Here is a 16830-nt window from a genome sequence, read left to right as displayed (position 1 = left end):
TCCCCAAATAAATTTTTACTAGTATAACATAAATTCGGATTTAACCTATGATTTTCATTAAATTTTGTAAAAATAAACGATTCATCTTAAAAAGACGTATATTTTCTTGGAGGGCAAAGAAATGAAGATAAAAGATTTAGCAAATGAGATCATTTATGGAGGAGCTAAAAATAAAGTGCAAGATATCTATATTTTGCCATATGTAGAAGATTTTAAGGTTTATTTTCGTACAGGTAAAAGACGAACATTCCAAAAATCGATCTCCCTTGAGATTGGACAACAATTGATCGCTAGTTTTAAGTACCTGGGACAAATGGATATCGGTGAAAGAAGAAAAGCACAACTAGGCTCACTGACTTATTTAGTGGATCAACGAATGATAAGATTAAGACTCTCGTCCGTAGGTGATTATTTACAAAGAGAGAGCTTAGTCATCCGGATACTCTATGCATTGAATGAAAAAAGTTTTCGCTGTTTTGTCCCCAAAGACTTGCAAGTTATTGAGCGGAGTACGAACAACCGTGGATTGTTTTTGTTTAGTGGACCGGTCGGTTCTGGTAAAACGTCATTGATGTATCACCTTGCTCGTAGGAATGAGGAACAAGTGATCACGATCGAGGACCCAGTAGAAATTGAAGAGCCATTGTTTTTACAGTTACAAGTCAATGAAAAAATCGATCAGACTTATGATCAGCTATTAAAACTAGCCTTACGTCATCGTCCTGATTTATTGATTGTCGGTGAAATCAGAGATAAGAAGACAGCAGATGCAGCGATTCGGGCAGCGTTGACGGGCCATCGTGTATTTGCTACCGTCCATGCACGAGATCTCAAGGGGACTGTGGCAAGGATGAAAGAACTAACGAGAAACGATGGATTTGACGAATGTTTGTCCGGCGTTATCTATCAAGAGTTGCTGCCTGATTTTAATGAACAACTGACAGCATTGTGGTCTTATTGTTTTTCTGACAATGAAATCGAAAGAAAAGAATGGAGAGCTAGCTATGAAGAGGCACAAAAAAATGTTTGGCAATCCTATCCATTTTAAAAAGATGGATCACAAACAACAAACTCGTTTTATCCAAACGATCGGTGAGTTACTCTTGAATGGCTTTAGTTTACAGCAAGCAATTGATTTATTGGAATTACTGCAACTGATACCACAAGTTTATGTCCATTTCGCTAAAAGAAATCTTCAAGCTGGCGAATCTTTTCATTTTGTCCTTCAGCAATTGGGATTTAAGCAAGAGCAACTCGTACAGGTGGAACTGGCAGAAGTCCATGGAAATTTAGTCGAAACTTTAAAGGGCATCGCTGAACAATTTCGATTGATTGAACAATTTCGAAGAGACTTAAAAAAGGTCATCAGCTATCCACTGGTATTGTTGGTCTTTTTAGTCGGCATTTTAGTCAGTCTAAGTGAGTTCGTCTTGCCACAATTGCTTCAGACCGACATGGTCACCACGACACATTGGGGGATTCGATTGCTTCAAACAAGTCCTTGGCTATTCTTAGGTGCCGTTGGTAGTAGTATTTTTTGTGGTTCAATGATTTTTTTTCGCTTGAAAAAGTTGGAAGTTGTCAAGAGAAGTGAGTGGATAAGTAAGCAATGGATGATAGGAAAGATCTATCGTTCCTATCAATCAGCTTATCTAGCACTAGAAATAGGCAAACTATTTTATGAAGGCCTCGACTTGAAACAAATTATTCGCTGTTTGAAAGAAACTAAAGAAGGAAGTTTGGTTCAGTCTTTAGCGTATCAATTAATGGAAGGGCTCGAACTAGGTATTCCTTTGGCGCAACAATTTGAGCAATACGGTTTTTTGACGACCGAGTTTAGTCGAATCGTACTACAAGGAGAAGCCAAAGGAAATTTAGGTAAAGAATTATTGTTTTACAGTGATTTGACACGTAAAGAATTTTTTCAAAAAATCCATCGTTGGTTGCACTGGGTCCAACCAGTCCTTTTTTTAGGGATTGCTGTATTGATTTTGCTGATTTATGTGGCTATCTTGTTGCCAGTATATGGAAATATCGAGGAGGTTCTAAAATGAAGAATAGAAAAAGAATGGCTCGTCTAAAAGGTTTTACACTGATTGAAATGTTGATCGTCTTACTCGTCATTAGTGCGTTAGTTTTACTATTTATCCCCAATATTTCTCGTTATCGTGATCATGTCAATAAGGAAGGTCGTGAAGCAGTTATGCAACTGATTGATGCTCAAAGTGAACTTTACGCATTACAAAATGATGGAAAGATCCCAAGTATTGATGAACTATTACGAGAAGGATACATCAAACAGGAACATGCCGATGCGTATCGCAAGAACTAATAAATACCTCACCGAAGCTTACACTTTAGCAGAAACGATTATTGTCTTGATTGTCTCCCTTGCTTTCTTTATCTTTCCTGTCCTCTCATTCCATTCTTTAGAAAAAGAACAATCGATCCATCGTTTTTTTGATCAGCTAGAAAAAAGGATCGATCTCGTACAACAAAGTGCTATTATCCATCAACAAGTTACTCGTTTTTATTATGATCCAAAGCGTCATAGTCTTTTATTTGAGGTGCCTCCTTACTCATCAATGGAGTGGCAAGTGTTGCCGATCCCTGAAGCTTTGACCATCCAACGTCATGCACCGATTACTTATGCTGCGAAGACAGGGAACGAAAGCTCGTTGAAGGCGTATGAATTTTATTGGCCAGAAAAGAAACAAAGAATCATTTACCAATTCCAACTAGGAGGTGGTCGTTATATCAAAAGAATCCAATCTAGCTAGCTTTGTACTGCTTGAATCATTAACCGCGCTAATGATCACAGCCATGAGTATTTATATTATGAGTTCTGGTAATTTGTTCTTGATCCAACAAGAACAAACCAAAGACCGAGAAATTCTTCTATTGAGGACATTGTATGAAGACGTGAGAAACTATCGTAGATATGGAGAGTTGCCGACAAGACCAGCAGAGTGGGAGCGGGGAACTACAGTAATCGATACGCAAAGCCAGAGAATAAGAAAAGTTTCAATCAATGATGGAAATGAAGTGATCGCCATTGAACGGAAGAAATAAAGTATCTGCTTTTACAATGATTGAATGTCTGATTGCATTACTTATTCTAAATACGATTCTTTTATCATTTGGTCTCTTTATTCGACAAAGCGAAAAGTTGAATACATTTTTTCAAAAAGACGAACAAACAGAATGGTTAATTTTCTTAGCTCAATTCGAAAACGAACTTGCTTCAAGTCAACGTATTTCGATCATTGAGAATCGCTTATATTATGAAAACGAGAAAACGTTCGTCATAGAAGGCTATCAGCAAATGATCAGAAAACGTGGAACTGCTGGTGGCCATCAGCCTATGCTGACAGGTGTTAAGCATGTCCAATTCAAAGAAGAAGATCGAGTGATTTTACTGCATGTTGAATTTATGAATGGAGATAACAAGTATGGTATTTGGACAAAGCAAAAAACATAAGCGGTTAAAAGGAAATGTGTTGTTTTCGAGCTTGGCTCTTTTTCTATTATGTATATTCTTCATGCAAGGATTACTTGAAAGTTATCGTCTAAAAATAGACAGTTATTTACGCATAAAAAAATATTACCAAGCAAAGATCATCAAGCAAATGTTTCTGATGGAATCCAATCAGTTGGAAGAGCAAGGCAAAGGGGAGTATGATTACAATGTAGGTACGGTCCAGTATACAGTCAAACAGGACCTAGTGGAGCTAGTAATAACTGTTTCACCTTTCCAATTTGAATTTACAGAGCGAATCATTGATACAGAAAATACTACAGATTAAGAGGTTCTAAAGCAATAACCGTTCTTTTCTATAATACAGCTGTTTTGAAGGTGTTGAATGTTCGCTATTTCACAAAGAAAAAGGATGAAAACGATTGAAATTTTAGTGATTGTTCGTTAGAATTAAACAGGTAAAATAATTGTTATAATATATCTAGAAATGAGGCGCACGATGTTACCAGAAAAAATGGAACAAGGGTTTGAGCAAAACCTGGAAGCTATTCAGCTTTTACAAAACGCATTGGGAACTTCTTTTTTAGAAGCTTATGTTGAAAATGCCGAAAATTTAAGAGACAACTATCAAGTACGTGTAGTAGATGGTGTACCAAATGAAAAGACAACCCAACAGATCTCAGAACTTTATCAAAAACTGAGTGAATTATCATTTGAACCGGAAGAGTGGCGTCGTTTATCGCAGTTGCTTTTGTTAAAGGGAAGTCAAACCGAGCACTTACAAGCAAACCATCAATTGACACCAGATAGTATTGGTTTCTTGTTTGTTTTCTTGATCGAACAACTATTCCCTGATCATAAAGGAAAAATCGGTGTCTTGGATATTTCAGCAGGAATGGGCAATTTGTTATTAACAGTTCTTTTAAACCTAAACATTGCTGGATACCATACAGAAGGTTTTGGTGTGGATATCGATGATACACTACTCTCTGTCGCGGCTTCTACAAGTGAGTTGGCGCAAGCGAGTGTTCAATACTTTCACCAAGATGGATTACAAGAATTATTGATCGAACCAGTTGATGTCGCTATCAGTGACTTGCCAATCGGCTTTTATCCGAATGATCAAAAAGCGCAAGACTTTTTGACAAGCGCGACAGAAGGTCACAGTTATGCTCATCATCTTTTATTGGAACAGGCAATGAAATACGTCAAGCCAGATGGTTTCGGTTTATTCTTGATGCCAAGCAATTTCTTGGAGACAGAGCAAAGCGAGTACATTAAAAAATGGTTTAAAGAAGAAGGCTATCTTCAAGGTATGATCCAATTGCCGGATGAGTTGTTCCGAAATAAGCAATCACAAAAAAGTATTTTGATTTTACAGAAAAAAGGCAAACAAGCAAAACAAACCAAGGAAGTACTGCTTGTTAAACTTGATTCACTAAAAGAACCAGAGAAGGTGACGAAGTTTTTTAACGAATTTAAAAACTGGAAATCAGCTTCCTTATAACTATTTACCAAAAAGGAGAGTAACATGTCAAAAACAATTGCAATCAATGCTGGAAGTTCAAGTTTAAAATGGCAGTTATACCAAATGCCAGAAGAAACTGTAGTCGCTAAAGGAATCGTTGAAAGAATTGGATTAAATGATTCAATTTTTACAATCAAATATGGTGAAGGCCAAAAATTTGAACAAATCTTAGATATTGATGATCATGAAGTTGCTGTAAAAATGTTATTAGACCAATTGATCGAATTAAATATTTTAGGCGCATATGATGAAATCACAGGTGTCGGACATCGTGTCGTTCACGGTGGAGAAACTTATGGTGACTCTGTAGTCATTGATGAAGAAGTAATGGCACGCATCCAAGAATTAGCAGAATTTGCGCCATTGCATAATCCTGCCAACTTAATGGGAATCAAAGCATTTAAGAAAATTTTGCCAGATATCCAAAGTGTAGCTGTCTTTGACACGTCTTTCCATGCGACTATGCCAAAACACAATTACTTGTACAGCTTACCAATCGCTTACTATGAAGATTTTAAAGTGAGAAAATATGGGTTCCACGGAACAAGTCACCGTTATGTTTCTGAACGTGCGGCAGACATGTTAGGTAAACCAATCGAAGACTTAAAAATCATTACTTGTCATTTAGGAAATGGTGCTTCAATTACTGCTGTTGACGGTGGTAAATCTGTTGATACATCAATGGGCTTCACGCCATTAGCAGGTGTAACGATGGGTACTCGTTCTGGTGATATCGATCCAGCGATCTTACCTTATCTAATGGAAAAATTATCGATCGATATCAATGAAATGGTTGATATCTTAAACAAAAAATCTGGTCTTTTAGGGTTAACAAATCTATCTAGTGATATGCGTGACCTTGAAAACAATTACGATAAAGAAGAAATCCGTTTGGCTTATGATGTGTTTGTTGACCGTATCCGTAAATATATTGGTGGCTATGTAACAACAATGAACGGCGTTGACGCAATCGTATTTACTGCGGGTATCGGAGAAAATGATGGTCATGTGCGTAACGAAGTGATCAAAGGTATGACATGGTTTGGTTGTGAAATCGATCCAGAATTGAACAAATTACGTGGTGAAGAGTTAGACATCTCAACAAAAGACTCAAAAGTCAAAGTATTAGTCATCCCAACAGATGAAGAATTAATGATTGCACGTGATGTAGAACGCTTGCGTTAATTTGGATGACGCTAAGAAATTAGTCAGATTAACATAAGGGTTCTAAAAAAAGAGTTGGACATTGTCCAGCTCTTTTTGGTTTTTTGCCTAATTTAAATCAGCTGAACGAAGCTAGAAGCAACGCCTAAGAAAAGTATATCTTCTAGTAATAGGAAAATAGAAGATATACTTTCATTCAAATCGCTGATTGTTTCATGTCGTGCTTCCTTGAATCAATTTCACTGGCAACACATAGTTGGATTCAAGTGGTTTCTCTGGATCTTGGATCCGTTGGAGCATTAGGTCGACTAAGATGTCAGCAATATCTGTAATTGGTTGTGCGATGGTCGAGAGCTGTGGGAAATAATTTTGAATCATTTTTGTTCCATCATACCCGATGATTTTTATTTCTTCAGGAATTTTAATATGCAACTCTTGACAGAGATTATAGGCTAAAATAGCAGTTAAATCGTCTGTACAAAATAAACCATCAATTGTTTCCATTTCTAAAATCCGTTTGATCTCTAAATTTTTTAAAGCAGTTGAGCGGGCAGTAGAATGAAAATGAAACACGTGCGGCTCTAACTGGAATTCTTCCATAAATGCCAAATATCCATTCAATCGTTGATTGGTCGGTGAATTTGATTCTTGGGAGCCAGTTAAGATGGCAATGTTTCTGGCACCTTTTAAATAAAGGTTTTCGGTAGCTAAGTATCCACCACGTAAATTGTCACTACTGATAATTGGAATTCCTTCTGCTAAATAGCGGTCGAAGGAGACAATGGGTAGTTCAATATTTTCGTATTCTTGGATACCCAGATTATGCGCTCCAGCAAGGATACCATCTACTTTGTTTGCAGCTAACATGTTGAGGTAGTTTCGTTCTTTTTCTTTATTGTTTGCACTATCGCATAATATTGAACGGTATCCTAAATCAAATAGCTTACTTTCTAATTGTTCGACTAATTCACCAAAGAAAGGGTTGGCAACTGTAGGAAAAATCAAGCCAATCAATTGGGTGTTTTTTCCTTGAAGAGAACGAGCCAATGAATTGGGTTGATAATTTAATTCTTTCATTGCTTGATTTACTTTATCGATTGTTTTTTGGCTCAATGAGCCGTAGTTATTGATGACACGTGATACAGTGGTTGGTGAGACTCCAGCCTTTTTGGCTACATCGGTTAATTTAACAACCATTTAACTTACCCTCTATTCATTCATTTTACGTAACTTCCAAAGCGTTCCTGAGAAGGCATGGTCACATTCGATCAAGAGTGTGGTCTGTTCGCTTGAAGGGAAAATTCGGGCAGTAGTCGTTTGTTTACCGTCATTGATAAAGATTTCGACTACAGAAATATCAACAAAGATTTGTAAAGACAAAGGTTCTTGTGAAATTGTAAATTCTCTTGTGACACCATAATCTTCTGCAAATACTTCTCCTGATAAGCTACGATCTATTTTCATTTTACCATGCCTGCGATCGAAAGAGAGGATCAATCCGTTATTTCCCATGGGATCACTACATAAATGAATTTTTCCACTTTGATTTTCTTTAAACTCTAAGTTGATTTCGTAGCGATTTTGCTCGGTATTTATCTGTGAGACTGAATGATTCAAAGAACATGGCGGATCAATCCGTAATTGACTCATTTCTTTTACAGGACGTTGATGGAGTGTCCCATTTTCAATCGTCAACTCTTTGACGATACTTAAACAATGGGCCCAGCCAAATGGATCAGTCGGATAACTGATTTCAGGCAACCCGATCCAACTAACTGCTAAGGCACGACCATCAGGAGCGTTGAATGCTTGAGTAGCATAAAGATCAAAGCCTTCGTCAAGGTTTTTAAGGGTTAAAGGTTGGGTAAGTTGATTCGTTTCGATGTCATAGGCTTCTCCGATGATGTAAGCATTCGGGTATATATTTTGATACTCCAAAATTGACTGTTCTAAGCCTTGTGGACAAAAGAGCAATAGCGCTTTTCCGTCAATGAATACTAAGTTAGGACACTCGATCATAAATCCCATCGATTGTTGCGTAAATTGTAAAGGACCTGCGTAAGACCAAGTGTCTAGATCGGGACTACGGTAAACTAAAATTTCCCCTTGTTTATTTTGATTTTGTGCACCCAACAATAACAAATATTCGTCTTTATAAAAAATCACTTGAGGATCTCGAAATTCTTGTGTATAGCCGTAAGGTGGCTTAGAAATCAGTGGGGTGGTTAATTTGGATAGTTCGCCATTAGGTTGCATCCATGCACCCAACTGATACGAAGTGCGTGCCCAATTTTCATCACGGACATTGCCTGTATAGGCCAAAAATAATTTGTCATTAACCGGAAGTGCTGAACCGGAATAGACGCCATGACTATCATATGATGTGCTGGGTAGAAGTTTCAATCCTTCCTCTTGCCAATCGACTAAATTCTTAGAAGTCAAGTGGTACCAAGATTTTAACCCATGAACAGCGCCCATCGGATAAGCTTGGTAAAATAAGTGCCATTTGCCGTTGAAAAAAGAAAAACCATTTGGGTCGTTCAACAAACCAGAAGGTGGCTGAATGTGGTAATCCAAACGCCAAGGAGAATGAGCTACTTGTTCCTTTAACAGTGTTTGATACTCTTGAGGCCACGCCTGATAAGCTTGATAACGTAGTTGACGTGTCCATTTAAAATTATTATTCATAAGTACGACTCCTTGTAAACGTATTCTATTATAGAATAGCTCGAACCAGCATTAATGTCAAACGCATATCATTATTGTTGTTTTTTTTTATCGTTCTCTCTAGTTATTTATTATAAAATATAAGCTTTATTTTTGATAAACGTTTGACAATTGTGAAGTGTCGTGGCATACTCAAACTAGGATAACGGTTACAAAAAATTGATGTTTAGATTATATAGGGGGGACAAAAAGTGGATTATACAAAAGTGGCAAAAGAAATCAATGACGCACTAGGGGAAAATAATATCCAAGCTGCCGCACATTGTGCAACTCGTTTGCGTTTAGTATTAAAAGATCAAGCGAAAGTGAATCAAAAGGCACTAGATGCCATTGATGAAGTAAAAGGAACCTTTGAAGCAAACCATCAATTCCAAATCATTATAGGCGCAGGTGATGTGAATAATGTTTACGACGAACTTATCCAGCTGACCGGTACAAAAGAAGCATCGACTGACGATTTGAAAGCGGTAGCACAATCAGGGAAGAAACAGAATCCTTTTATGTCCTTGATCAAAGTACTGTCTGATATATTCGTACCAATTGTTCCTGCTTTAGTCGCAGGTGGGTTATTGATGGCAATCAATAATGTTTTGACCGCACAAGATCTATTCGGACCACAATCAGTGATTGAGATGTATCCTAATTTAAAAGATGTGACTAGCATTATTAATTTACTGGCTTCTGCTCCATTTGCATTTCTCCCGATCCTAGTAGGTTTTTCAGCAACGCGAAGATTTGGTGGCAATCCTTATCTAGGAGCAGCAATGGCAATGGCGATGGTGATGCCGGAGCTGGTCAATGGGTACAGCGTAGCAAATGCTGTGGCAGAAGGAACAATGCCTTATTGGAATATTTTTGGGTTAAACATTGCTCAAGCAGGTTACCAAGGATCGGTCTTACCAGTTTTAGCTGTTTCATGGATTTTGGCGAATTTAGAGAAATTTTTCCATAAACGTTTACTTAATGCATTTGATTATACATTTACACCGATGTTAGCAATTATCATTACAGGTTTTTTGACATTCGTTGTGGTTGGTCCAGTGATGCAAACAGTCGGAGACAGCTTAACAGCAGGATTGAGTTGGTTGTATCAAACAACCGGAGCAATCGGTTTAGGGATTTTTGGTTTGTTCTATTCACCAATCGTGATCACTGGTCTTCATCAAAGTTTTCCAGCAATTGAAACATCTTTATTGGCTGACGTGGCTCGAACGGGAGGAACATTTATTTTCCCAGTTGCTTCAATGGCAAACGTTGGACAGGGGGCAGCAACACTTGCCATCATGTTATTGACTAAAAATACAAAGCAAAAAAGTTTAGCAACTTCTGCTAGCATCTCTGCTTTACTAGGAATTACAGAGCCAGCAATTTTTGGTGTCAATCTAAAATTAAAGTTTCCATTTATTTGTGGAATGATTGCTGCCGGGATTTCCTCCATGTTCATCGGTTTTTTCCATGTACTTGCTATTGCTTTAGGTCCCGCCAGCGTCATCGGCTTTATTTCAATTACGCCTAATCAGATTCCTTTTTTCATGATAGGTATCCTGATCAGTTTACTCGTTGGTTTCACTACAACATATCTTTATGGGAAAAAACATGCATACCTACTTGCTAGTGAAGAACCGGAAACAGCAGATGTACCGAGTGATGCAAAAGAAGAGGAGGAACGTGTGATAGAAGAAGTAATCGTCGCTCCTGTTTCTGGTGAACTGATATCACTGCAAGCAGTAAATGACCCTGTGTTTTCTCAAGAAATGATGGGGAAAGGAATAGCAATCAGACCAACGGAAGGACTTTTATTTGCTCCAGCCGATGGTGAACTGACTGTTGTTTATGAATCGAAACATGCCTATGGGTTGAAAACAGATGCTGGTGGAGAAATTTTGATCCATATCGGTATTGATACAGTTGAATTAAATAGTCAAGGGTTTTCGACAGAATTTCAGGTAGGAGATAAGGTAAAGAAAGGCCAGTTGTTGGGAAGATTTGATCAGCAAAAGCTCAAGCAAGCCGGCTATGATGATACGGTAATGGTGATTATTACCAATTCTTTATCGTATGAATCAATTACTCTTGTTACAGAAGGCACAGTAGATAGCAAAGAAAGATTGCTCATGCTACGTTCAAAGACAGAATCTAACTAATAAAAAGCATTGAGAAATTTTTATTTCTCAATGCTTTTTATGAAATAATTACTTATCTTCTTTTTTTGGTAATTGATTTTCTAAGTTTGTACGTACGACTAGAACATCACATGCTGCATTGCGAATAACGTATTCTGAAACAGAACCGATAAATAGACGTTCGACTGCGTTGAGTCCAGTTGCACCTAAAAGGATCAAGTCCACTTCATGGTCTTCAGGGATTTCTTTAGCAATGATATGCTTTGGAGAACCGTATTCTACCACAGTTGTCACTTGATGTAATCCAGCTTTTTTAGCTTTCATCTCATAATCGGCTAGTGTTTGCTTGGCCATTTCTGTTGCTTGTTCTGCCAACATGCCATCAAAGGATGAAACAGTTTGGAAAGATCGTGTGTCAATGACATGAGCTAATAAAAGCTCGCTGTTATTTCTTAAAGCAACGTTTACTGCTTTTTTAAACGCTAATTCGGCTTCTTCAGAACCGTCGACCGCAACCATGATTTTTCTATATTGTTGTAACATCAGCATTCACTCCTTCAAAAAAGATACTTGGTTTACAATTCTATTGTAAAGCAAATTCAAAGAAATGAGAATTATTTACTGTCAGGTTTCGTCATTTTTTTGGCAAAACCGATGCTGAAGACAGAGGCAACAGCAATTACGATGACTAAATAAAGTAATGCAAAAAAACGATGATTGATTGCTACGACAACGAGTCCTAGAAGTCCTAAAAATGCGTAGATCGAACCGAAAATACTTAGAAAATCTTGATTCTTTTTATTCTGTTCGATAAGAACGAAAAAAATCGTTTGTTTTTTAAATAAGTAATAACTGACAAATAATAGCAATAAGGCGGCAATCGCCATCAATAAACGAATCATTGTATCCACTCCTACTTTTTCTAAAACCAATCATACCATAAAAGAGGCAGCACCGATAAATCGGTACTGCCTCTTAATAGGTAAAAAAATGGTAATCTCCGTTAATGCCGTTGTTTGTCCTGTAGTATTGATCCCGCGAATTCAAGCAGGTGGGTCCCATGGTCGTCGCATCGAACTACCAAATGATAAGGCATGTTACCAGCTGTGACACAAGACAGGTCCCAAGATATCAATAAAAATGTTCGGTCAACACACAAAGAGGACAATTCGAACATCACAGATTTCCCACTTCTATAGTAGCACATGGATTTAAAAAGAGCAATGTGGGCGCTCAATAATTTTGAACGCTTTCAATGACGGTGGTTATTGTGTTTTTTTCTGCCATTCTTTAATGCGCTGATATTGCTGTCCTAAGGCTTGTTCGTACTTCCCAGTATTTTTAGGTTGATAATACTGTGTATGTTTCAGTTTATCAGGTAGATATTGTTGATCGACCCAAGCATTTTCGTAGCTATGAGGATATTGATAGTCTACACCTCGATTCAATGACTTGGCCCCTTGATAATGGCTATCTTTTAAGTGATCAGGAATTTCGCCTGCCTTTCCTGCTCTTATGTCTGCAATGGCTGTATCTAATGCGGTATAGGCAGAATTGGATTTTGGTGAAAGGCAAAGATCGACGACTGCATCAGCTAAAGGGATACGACCTTCTGGTAGACCTAAACGTTCGGCAGCTAGCACAGCGTTGACTGTTCGAGCCGCAGCAGCAGGGTTGCCTAAGCCAATATCTTCGTAGCCAATCACCATCAGGCGACGACAAATACTTGCTAAATCCCCAGCTTCGACTAAACGCGCCAAGTAATGTAATGCAGCATCCACGTCGCTCCCACGAATGGATTTTTGAAATGCGGAGATCACATCATAGTGAGCATCCCCATTTTTATCATGCGTCAATGCTTTTCGCTGGATACACTCTTCGATAATCGCGAGGGTGAGATGAATTGTACCGTCTTCTTGTTTTTTAGTGGAACGTACAGCAAGTTCCAAGCCATTAAGTGCGCTTCTCAAATCACCGTTAGTGGCACGAGATAGATGAAGCAAGGCATTTTCATCTATTTTAATCGATGATTCTCCTAAGCCATTTTCTTTATCGGACAATGCACGATGAATTGCTAATTGGATATCTTCTTCGTCTAACGGTTTTACCTCAAAGATCTGTGTCCGACTACGGATTGCTGGATTAATCGTGATATAAGGATTTTCAGTGGTTGCCCCAATCAAGATGATACGACCGTTTTCTAAATGCGGAAGTAAAAAATCTTGCTTTGTTTTATCTAATCGATGGACTTCATCAAGTAAAAGAATCACAGTACCGCTCATTCTAGCTTCTTCGGCGACAACTTGTAGATCTTTTTTAGAATCGGTCGCGGCATTCAACATCCGAAAGGCAAAATTAGTTGAGCCAGCAATGGCACTAGCGATACTTGTCTTTCCTGTGCCGGGTGGTCCATATAAAATCATGGAAGATAACATTTCTGCATCAACCATTCGGCGAATGATTTTACCTTCACCAACTAAATGGCGTTGGCCAACGACTTCATCGATATTTTTCGGACGCATCCGATAGGCTAATGGTTGTTGCATCAGTCTGCCTCCTTTAGATTATTCGTTCGTTTATTATAACATATCTCATAGGATAAAGGGGCGCAAAAGGCGGAGGAATAGTCAGAATAGGGCGAGAAGCTAGAAATAGGTTTCTCTAGTTCAGCAATGGTAATCGCCAACTCGTTGACCCGCTTTTTTCATAGCTTCTTTGCCTAATATTGTGTATGATAAAGGTGGTGAAGCAAATGACAAATCAAAAACAATTAGATGAACTTTTATTAAATAAAACAACGGCAGAAGTGGCAAAAGATTTACTAGGAATGTATCTGGAATATGAAACACCAAATGGGCGCTTAGGTGGCTATATCGTAGATGCAGAAGCTTACTTAGGTCCGGAAGATCTGGCTGCTCACAGTTATGGTATGCGGCGTACGCCTCGAGTGCGTGCAATGTATGAAGAACCAGGAACGATCTATCTCTACACGATGCACACCCACTTGATTTTAAATATCATCACACAACCTGAAGGAGTACCACAAGGAGTGATGATCCGTGCCATTGAGCCTGTGGAGGGGATTGAGCAAATGAGCCTGAATCGCAAAGGGAAGGCGGGTCCTGATATTAGTAATGGTCCAGGGAAATTAGTGGAAGCCTTAGGTCTATCACCAGATTTATATGGACAGTCGATTCGTGATAGCTCGTTGCGTTTGGTTTTTGAGAAAAAACGGCTACCAAAAAAAATATTGGCGTTGCCTAGAATCGGTATACCGAATAAAGGAGAATGGACGGAAAAACCATTGCGTTTTGTCGTTGCTGGAAATCCGTATCTTTCATTACAAAAAAAGAACCAAGTCGATGAAGACTGGGGTTGGAGGAAACAAAATGAAGAAAACAACAATATTGGATTACCTTGATACAGCCATTGAAAAGAAGATCACAGACTATGATGTGGCGTTAGATTGGGACACAAAAAACCATACGATTGAGATCGTGGTACGTTTATTTGCAGAAAATCAGGCACATTTTGAATTAGATGATGCCCAAGGTGTTGTCTCGGAAGAAGAAATCATTGAATTTGAAGATGGTGTCTTATTATTCAACCCAGAAAAATCTATATTTGATGAGCAAGATTATCTGGCAGTGATCCCTTATGAAGGAAAGAAAGGGTTAGCGAGTTCTGTAGCCGATGCACTGATTGACTACTTGAATGATGTATTAGCACAAGGTCAAAGTGATCTTTTAGATTTTTTAGATGCAGAAGACGAAACAGCTGTCTTTGAATTGAAATGGGATAACCATGTGTTCACACGTTTAGTCGAAGAAAAACAACAAAATGAAAAAGATGTATATCTACCCTATCCCAGCTATTAAGGAGCAACGTATATGAAATGGAATGAAGTCAAAATCGAAACGGCGAGTGAAGCGGTTGAAGCAGTCGCAAATATTTTAATGGAAGCAGGAGCGAGTGGTGTCGCGATCGAAGATTCATTGGACGTCGAAAATTTTAAATCTGATCCTTATGGAGAAATCCTGACAAAAGAAGATTTTACAACGATTGAAGAGGGTGCCATCGTGATGGCTTATTTCCCTGAAACGATCTTTTTACCGGAAATTTTACCCTTTATCAAAGAACGTGTGACAAAATTACCCGAATTTGGATTAGCGATCGGTAAGAACATTGTGACGGTGAGTGAAGTCGAAGAAAGCAATTGGGCAACGGCTTGGAAAAAATATTATCATCCGGTTCGGATCACACGTCTACTAACTGTCGTACCAAGTTGGGAAAGTTATCAAACGACTGATCCATTAGAAAAAATCATTACATTAGACCCAGGGATGGCGTTTGGAACAGGTACGCATCCAACGACTTCTTTGACATTACAAGCACTGGAGTCGACCTTGCGAGGTGGAGAAACGCTTTTAGATGTCGGTACTGGTTCCGGAGTGTTGAGTATTGCGGCGAAGCATTTAGGGGCAAAAGAAGTCTATGCGTATGATCTCGATGAAGTGGCAGTACGTTCAGCAAAAGAAAATATGGACCTAAATGAAGTAGCAAAAGATGTGCATGTGTCAGCCAATGACCTATTAAAAGGCATCGAGAGCGAGAGCGATGTGATCGTAGCTAATATTTTGGCAGATATCATTTTGTTGATGATTCCTGATGCGTGGCGTTTACTAAAACAAACTGGGACGTTGATCGTTTCTGGAATCATTGAAGAGAAGAAAGAAATGGTTCTTACGGCGATGGAAGAACAAGGTTTTGTTGTCGATCAAGTGTTCCAACAAAAAGATTGGTATGCCATTATGCTAAAAAAGCCTGAGGTGGATTAAATGCAACGATATTTTCTAGATGAGCCTTATCGACCACAAGAGCGTTTTGTAATAGAGGGTGAAGCCTATCACCATATGGTAAGAGTTATGCGAATGGCAGTGAAAGATCAGGTCTATTTAGCATTTAACGACCAGATCGCGATCATTGCAGAAATCAGTGAAATGAAGGAGAATGAAGTCTTCTTAATCGAAGTGGCGAAAGAAAGTGTTCAAAAAGAATTATCCTGCAAGATCACGATTGCTAGCGGATATCCTAAAGGGGATAAGTTGGATTGGATCGTACAAAAAGGGACAGAGCTAGGCGCTCACGGGTTTGTGGGATTTCCTGCTGCTGCTTCTGTCGTTAAATGGGATGCCAAAAAACGCAAAAAGCGACAAGAGCGGTTGGTCAAGATTGCACAGGAAGCGGCGGAACAGTCGCATCGCCAAGTCGTACCGCAAGTATCTTTAATGGAGACAGAAAAGCAATTTTATGAGACGCTCAGTTCGTATGATGTCCTTCTGGTTGCATATGAAGAATCAGCAAAACAAGGGGAAGCCGCTAATTTAGCCAAAATACTGCAATCTGTTTTACCAGGTACTCGGATCCTTGCAGTGTTTGGCCCAGAAGGCGGATTATCACCTCAAGAAATCGCTCATTTCGAATCACAAGGTGGCATTCTTTGTGGTCTTGGTCCAAGAATCCTACGAACAGAAACTGCGCCATTGTATTTGTTAAGTGCCGCAAGTTTCCAACTTGAATTACAAGCACTTAGCAAGTAATAGGCGAGTTAATCGTTAGGGATAACGATCTTCTACAAAACAAATGTATGAATTTTCCTATTTTCTTGATCCCTCAAAGTGAAAGTGGGATTTTGCCTTTTGTACGGAATTGAAAATCATTGACACAATCGGTATAATAAGAACAATTATTTGATCCTAAGCTATAAAAAAATGCTTTCTCACGACAAAAAATATCTGTTTTGATTATGA

General features: G+C 38.6%; 19 protein-coding genes and 1 other RNA gene. 14 read left to right on the top strand and 6 right to left on the bottom strand.

Annotated features, from left to right (window positions below; all coding sequences use genetic code 11):
- Window positions 1–121 precede the first annotated feature (121 nt).
- The 9 genes from comGA to IGJ49_RS13005 all read left to right on the top strand — a co-directional run bounded on the left by comGA (window position 122) and on the right by IGJ49_RS13005 (window position 6191).
- On the top strand, window positions 122–1048 hold the full coding sequence (gene comGA / locus IGJ49_RS13045) for a competence type IV pilus ATPase ComGA (protein ID WP_062806102.1): 927 nt from the start codon (window positions 122–124) through the stop codon (window positions 1046–1048).
- Window positions 1005–2054: a competence type IV pilus assembly protein ComGB gene (gene comGB, locus IGJ49_RS13040; protein ID WP_051377627.1), complete on the top strand. Its 1050-nt coding sequence runs from the start codon at window positions 1005–1007 to the stop codon at window positions 2052–2054. The genes comGA and comGB overlap by 44 nt, the downstream gene beginning before the upstream one ends.
- Complete coding sequence (comGC, locus tag IGJ49_RS13035) at window positions 2051–2332, top strand: competence type IV pilus major pilin ComGC (RefSeq protein WP_010734198.1); 282 nt, start codon at window positions 2051–2053, stop codon at window positions 2330–2332. Before comGB ends, comGC begins: the two co-directional genes overlap by 4 nt.
- Window positions 2313–2780 carry a competence type IV pilus minor pilin ComGD gene (gene comGD, locus IGJ49_RS13030; protein ID WP_010734199.1) on the top strand — a complete coding sequence of 156 codons (468 nt, stop codon included), beginning with the start codon at window positions 2313–2315 and terminating at the stop codon, window positions 2778–2780. The genes comGC and comGD overlap by 20 nt, the downstream gene beginning before the upstream one ends.
- 58 nt (window positions 2781–2838) lie before the next feature.
- Window positions 2839–3072, top strand: coding sequence for a hypothetical protein (locus IGJ49_RS13025; protein WP_016250009.1), 234 nt, complete (start codon window positions 2839–2841; stop codon window positions 3070–3072).
- Window positions 3056–3481, top strand: coding sequence for a competence type IV pilus minor pilin ComGF (comGF, locus tag IGJ49_RS13020; RefSeq protein ID WP_023520442.1), 426 nt, complete (start codon window positions 3056–3058; stop codon window positions 3479–3481). The genes IGJ49_RS13025 and comGF overlap by 17 nt, the downstream gene beginning before the upstream one ends.
- Window positions 3453–3806: a competence type IV pilus minor pilin ComGG gene (comGG, locus tag IGJ49_RS13015; RefSeq protein ID WP_010734202.1), complete on the top strand. Its 354-nt coding sequence runs from the start codon at window positions 3453–3455 to the stop codon at window positions 3804–3806. Before comGF ends, comGG begins: the two co-directional genes overlap by 29 nt.
- Before the next feature lie 171 nt (window positions 3807–3977).
- Window positions 3978–4985: a class I SAM-dependent methyltransferase gene (locus tag IGJ49_RS13010; RefSeq protein WP_023520441.1), complete on the top strand. Its 1008-nt coding sequence runs from the start codon at window positions 3978–3980 to the stop codon at window positions 4983–4985.
- A gap of 24 nt (window positions 4986–5009) precedes the next feature.
- Window positions 5010–6191: an acetate/propionate family kinase gene (locus tag IGJ49_RS13005; RefSeq protein WP_062806107.1), complete on the top strand. Its 1182-nt coding sequence runs from the start codon at window positions 5010–5012 to the stop codon at window positions 6189–6191.
- A gap of 192 nt (window positions 6192–6383) precedes the next feature.
- Here IGJ49_RS13005 and IGJ49_RS13000 read toward each other — a convergent pair whose 3' ends face one another.
- Complete coding sequence (locus IGJ49_RS13000) at window positions 6384–7367, bottom strand: LacI family DNA-binding transcriptional regulator (protein WP_010734212.1); 984 nt, start codon at window positions 7365–7367, stop codon at window positions 6384–6386.
- Between the two features lie 12 nt (window positions 7368–7379).
- A complete protein-coding gene (locus tag IGJ49_RS12995) occupies window positions 7380–8858 on the bottom strand; it encodes a sucrose-6-phosphate hydrolase (RefSeq protein ID WP_438723797.1) in 1479 nt (492 codons plus the stop codon).
- A 230-nt stretch (window positions 8859–9088) separates the two neighbouring features.
- Between IGJ49_RS12995 and IGJ49_RS12990 the strand changes: the two genes are divergently transcribed.
- Window positions 9089–11041, top strand: a complete 1953-nt coding sequence (locus IGJ49_RS12990) for a sucrose-specific PTS transporter subunit IIBC (protein ID WP_438723795.1) — start codon at window positions 9089–9091, stop codon at window positions 11039–11041.
- Window positions 11042–11089: 48 nt separating this feature from the next.
- Here the strand turns inward: IGJ49_RS12990 and IGJ49_RS12985 are convergent, their stop codons facing one another.
- The 4 genes from IGJ49_RS12985 to IGJ49_RS12970 form a co-directional block, all read right to left on the bottom strand.
- Window positions 11090–11563, bottom strand: a complete 474-nt coding sequence (locus IGJ49_RS12985; RefSeq protein WP_010734215.1) for a universal stress protein — start codon at window positions 11561–11563, stop codon at window positions 11090–11092.
- Window positions 11564–11634: 71 nt separating this feature from the next.
- Window positions 11635–11922 carry a hypothetical protein gene (locus IGJ49_RS12980; protein WP_010734216.1) on the bottom strand — a complete coding sequence of 96 codons (288 nt, stop codon included), beginning with the start codon at window positions 11920–11922 and terminating at the stop codon, window positions 11635–11637.
- Between the two features lie 91 nt (window positions 11923–12013).
- A non-coding RNA gene (ssrS, locus tag IGJ49_RS12975) (6S RNA) lies at window positions 12014–12208 on the bottom strand.
- Between the two features lie 77 nt (window positions 12209–12285).
- Window positions 12286–13566, bottom strand: a complete 1281-nt coding sequence (locus IGJ49_RS12970) for a replication-associated recombination protein A (protein ID WP_153830542.1) — start codon at window positions 13564–13566, stop codon at window positions 12286–12288.
- 206 nt (window positions 13567–13772) lie between these two features.
- On the opposite strand from IGJ49_RS12970, the gene IGJ49_RS12965 reads away from it, so the two are divergent.
- From IGJ49_RS12965 to IGJ49_RS12950, 4 genes are read left to right on the top strand one after another with little or no spacing between them, the layout of a single operon-like run.
- A complete protein-coding gene (locus IGJ49_RS12965; protein ID WP_438723792.1) occupies window positions 13773–14441 on the top strand; it encodes a DNA-3-methyladenine glycosylase in 669 nt (222 codons plus the stop codon).
- Window positions 14410–14898, top strand: coding sequence for a DUF3013 family protein (locus IGJ49_RS12960; RefSeq protein WP_010734219.1), 489 nt, complete (start codon window positions 14410–14412; stop codon window positions 14896–14898). The genes IGJ49_RS12965 and IGJ49_RS12960 overlap by 32 nt, the downstream gene beginning before the upstream one ends.
- Before the next feature lie 12 nt (window positions 14899–14910).
- Complete coding sequence (gene prmA / locus IGJ49_RS12955) at window positions 14911–15858, top strand: 50S ribosomal protein L11 methyltransferase (RefSeq protein WP_010734220.1); 948 nt, start codon at window positions 14911–14913, stop codon at window positions 15856–15858.
- On the top strand, window positions 15859–16620 hold the full coding sequence (locus tag IGJ49_RS12950) for a 16S rRNA (uracil(1498)-N(3))-methyltransferase (RefSeq protein WP_438723789.1): 762 nt from the start codon (window positions 15859–15861) through the stop codon (window positions 16618–16620).
- The last annotated feature ends 210 nt before the right edge of the window (window positions 16621–16830 follow it).

It is taken from the genome of Enterococcus sp. AZ171 (assembly GCF_051714005.1).
GTDB classification, from domain to species: Bacteria; Bacillota; Bacilli; order Lactobacillales; family Enterococcaceae; genus Enterococcus_B; species Enterococcus_B pernyi.
This window is presented reverse-complemented; position numbering and strand designations above follow the sequence as displayed.

Bases quoted from the DNA above. Each gene is read 5' to 3' on its own strand.
- comGA (WP_062806102.1), top strand. From the start codon at position 122: ATGAAGATAAAAGATTTAGCAAATGAGATCATTTATGGAGGAGCTAAA.
- comGB (WP_051377627.1), top strand. From the start codon at position 1,005: ATGAAGAGGCACAAAAAAATGTTTGGCAATCCTATCCATTTTAAAAAG.
- comGC (WP_010734198.1), top strand. From the start codon at position 2,051: ATGAAGAATAGAAAAAGAATGGCTCGTCTAAAAGGTTTTACACTGATT.
- comGD (WP_010734199.1), top strand. From the start codon at position 2,313: ATGCGTATCGCAAGAACTAATAAATACCTCACCGAAGCTTACACTTTA.
- IGJ49_RS13025 (WP_016250009.1), top strand. From the start codon at position 2,839: ATGAGTTCTGGTAATTTGTTCTTGATCCAACAAGAACAAACCAAAGAC.
- comGG (WP_010734202.1), top strand. From the start codon at position 3,453: ATGGTATTTGGACAAAGCAAAAAACATAAGCGGTTAAAAGGAAATGTG.
- IGJ49_RS13010 (WP_023520441.1), top strand. From the start codon at position 3,978: ATGTTACCAGAAAAAATGGAACAAGGGTTTGAGCAAAACCTGGAAGCT.
- IGJ49_RS13005 (WP_062806107.1), top strand. From the start codon at position 5,010: ATGTCAAAAACAATTGCAATCAATGCTGGAAGTTCAAGTTTAAAATGG.
- IGJ49_RS13000 (WP_010734212.1), bottom strand. From the start codon at position 7,367: ATGGTTGTTAAATTAACCGATGTAGCCAAAAAGGCTGGAGTCTCACCA.
- IGJ49_RS12995 (WP_438723797.1), bottom strand. From the start codon at position 8,858: ATGAATAATAATTTTAAATGGACACGTCAACTACGTTATCAAGCTTAT.
- IGJ49_RS12985 (WP_010734215.1), bottom strand. From the start codon at position 11,563: ATGTTACAACAATATAGAAAAATCATGGTTGCGGTCGACGGTTCTGAA.
- IGJ49_RS12980 (WP_010734216.1), bottom strand. From the start codon at position 11,922: ATGATTCGTTTATTGATGGCGATTGCCGCCTTATTGCTATTATTTGTC.
- IGJ49_RS12970 (WP_153830542.1), bottom strand. From the start codon at position 13,566: ATGCAACAACCATTAGCCTATCGGATGCGTCCGAAAAATATCGATGAA.
- IGJ49_RS12965 (WP_438723792.1), top strand. From the start codon at position 13,773: ATGACAAATCAAAAACAATTAGATGAACTTTTATTAAATAAAACAACG.
- IGJ49_RS12960 (WP_010734219.1), top strand. From the start codon at position 14,410: ATGAAGAAAACAACAATATTGGATTACCTTGATACAGCCATTGAAAAG.
- prmA (WP_010734220.1), top strand. From the start codon at position 14,911: ATGAAATGGAATGAAGTCAAAATCGAAACGGCGAGTGAAGCGGTTGAA.
- IGJ49_RS12950 (WP_438723789.1), top strand. From the start codon at position 15,859: ATGCAACGATATTTTCTAGATGAGCCTTATCGACCACAAGAGCGTTTT.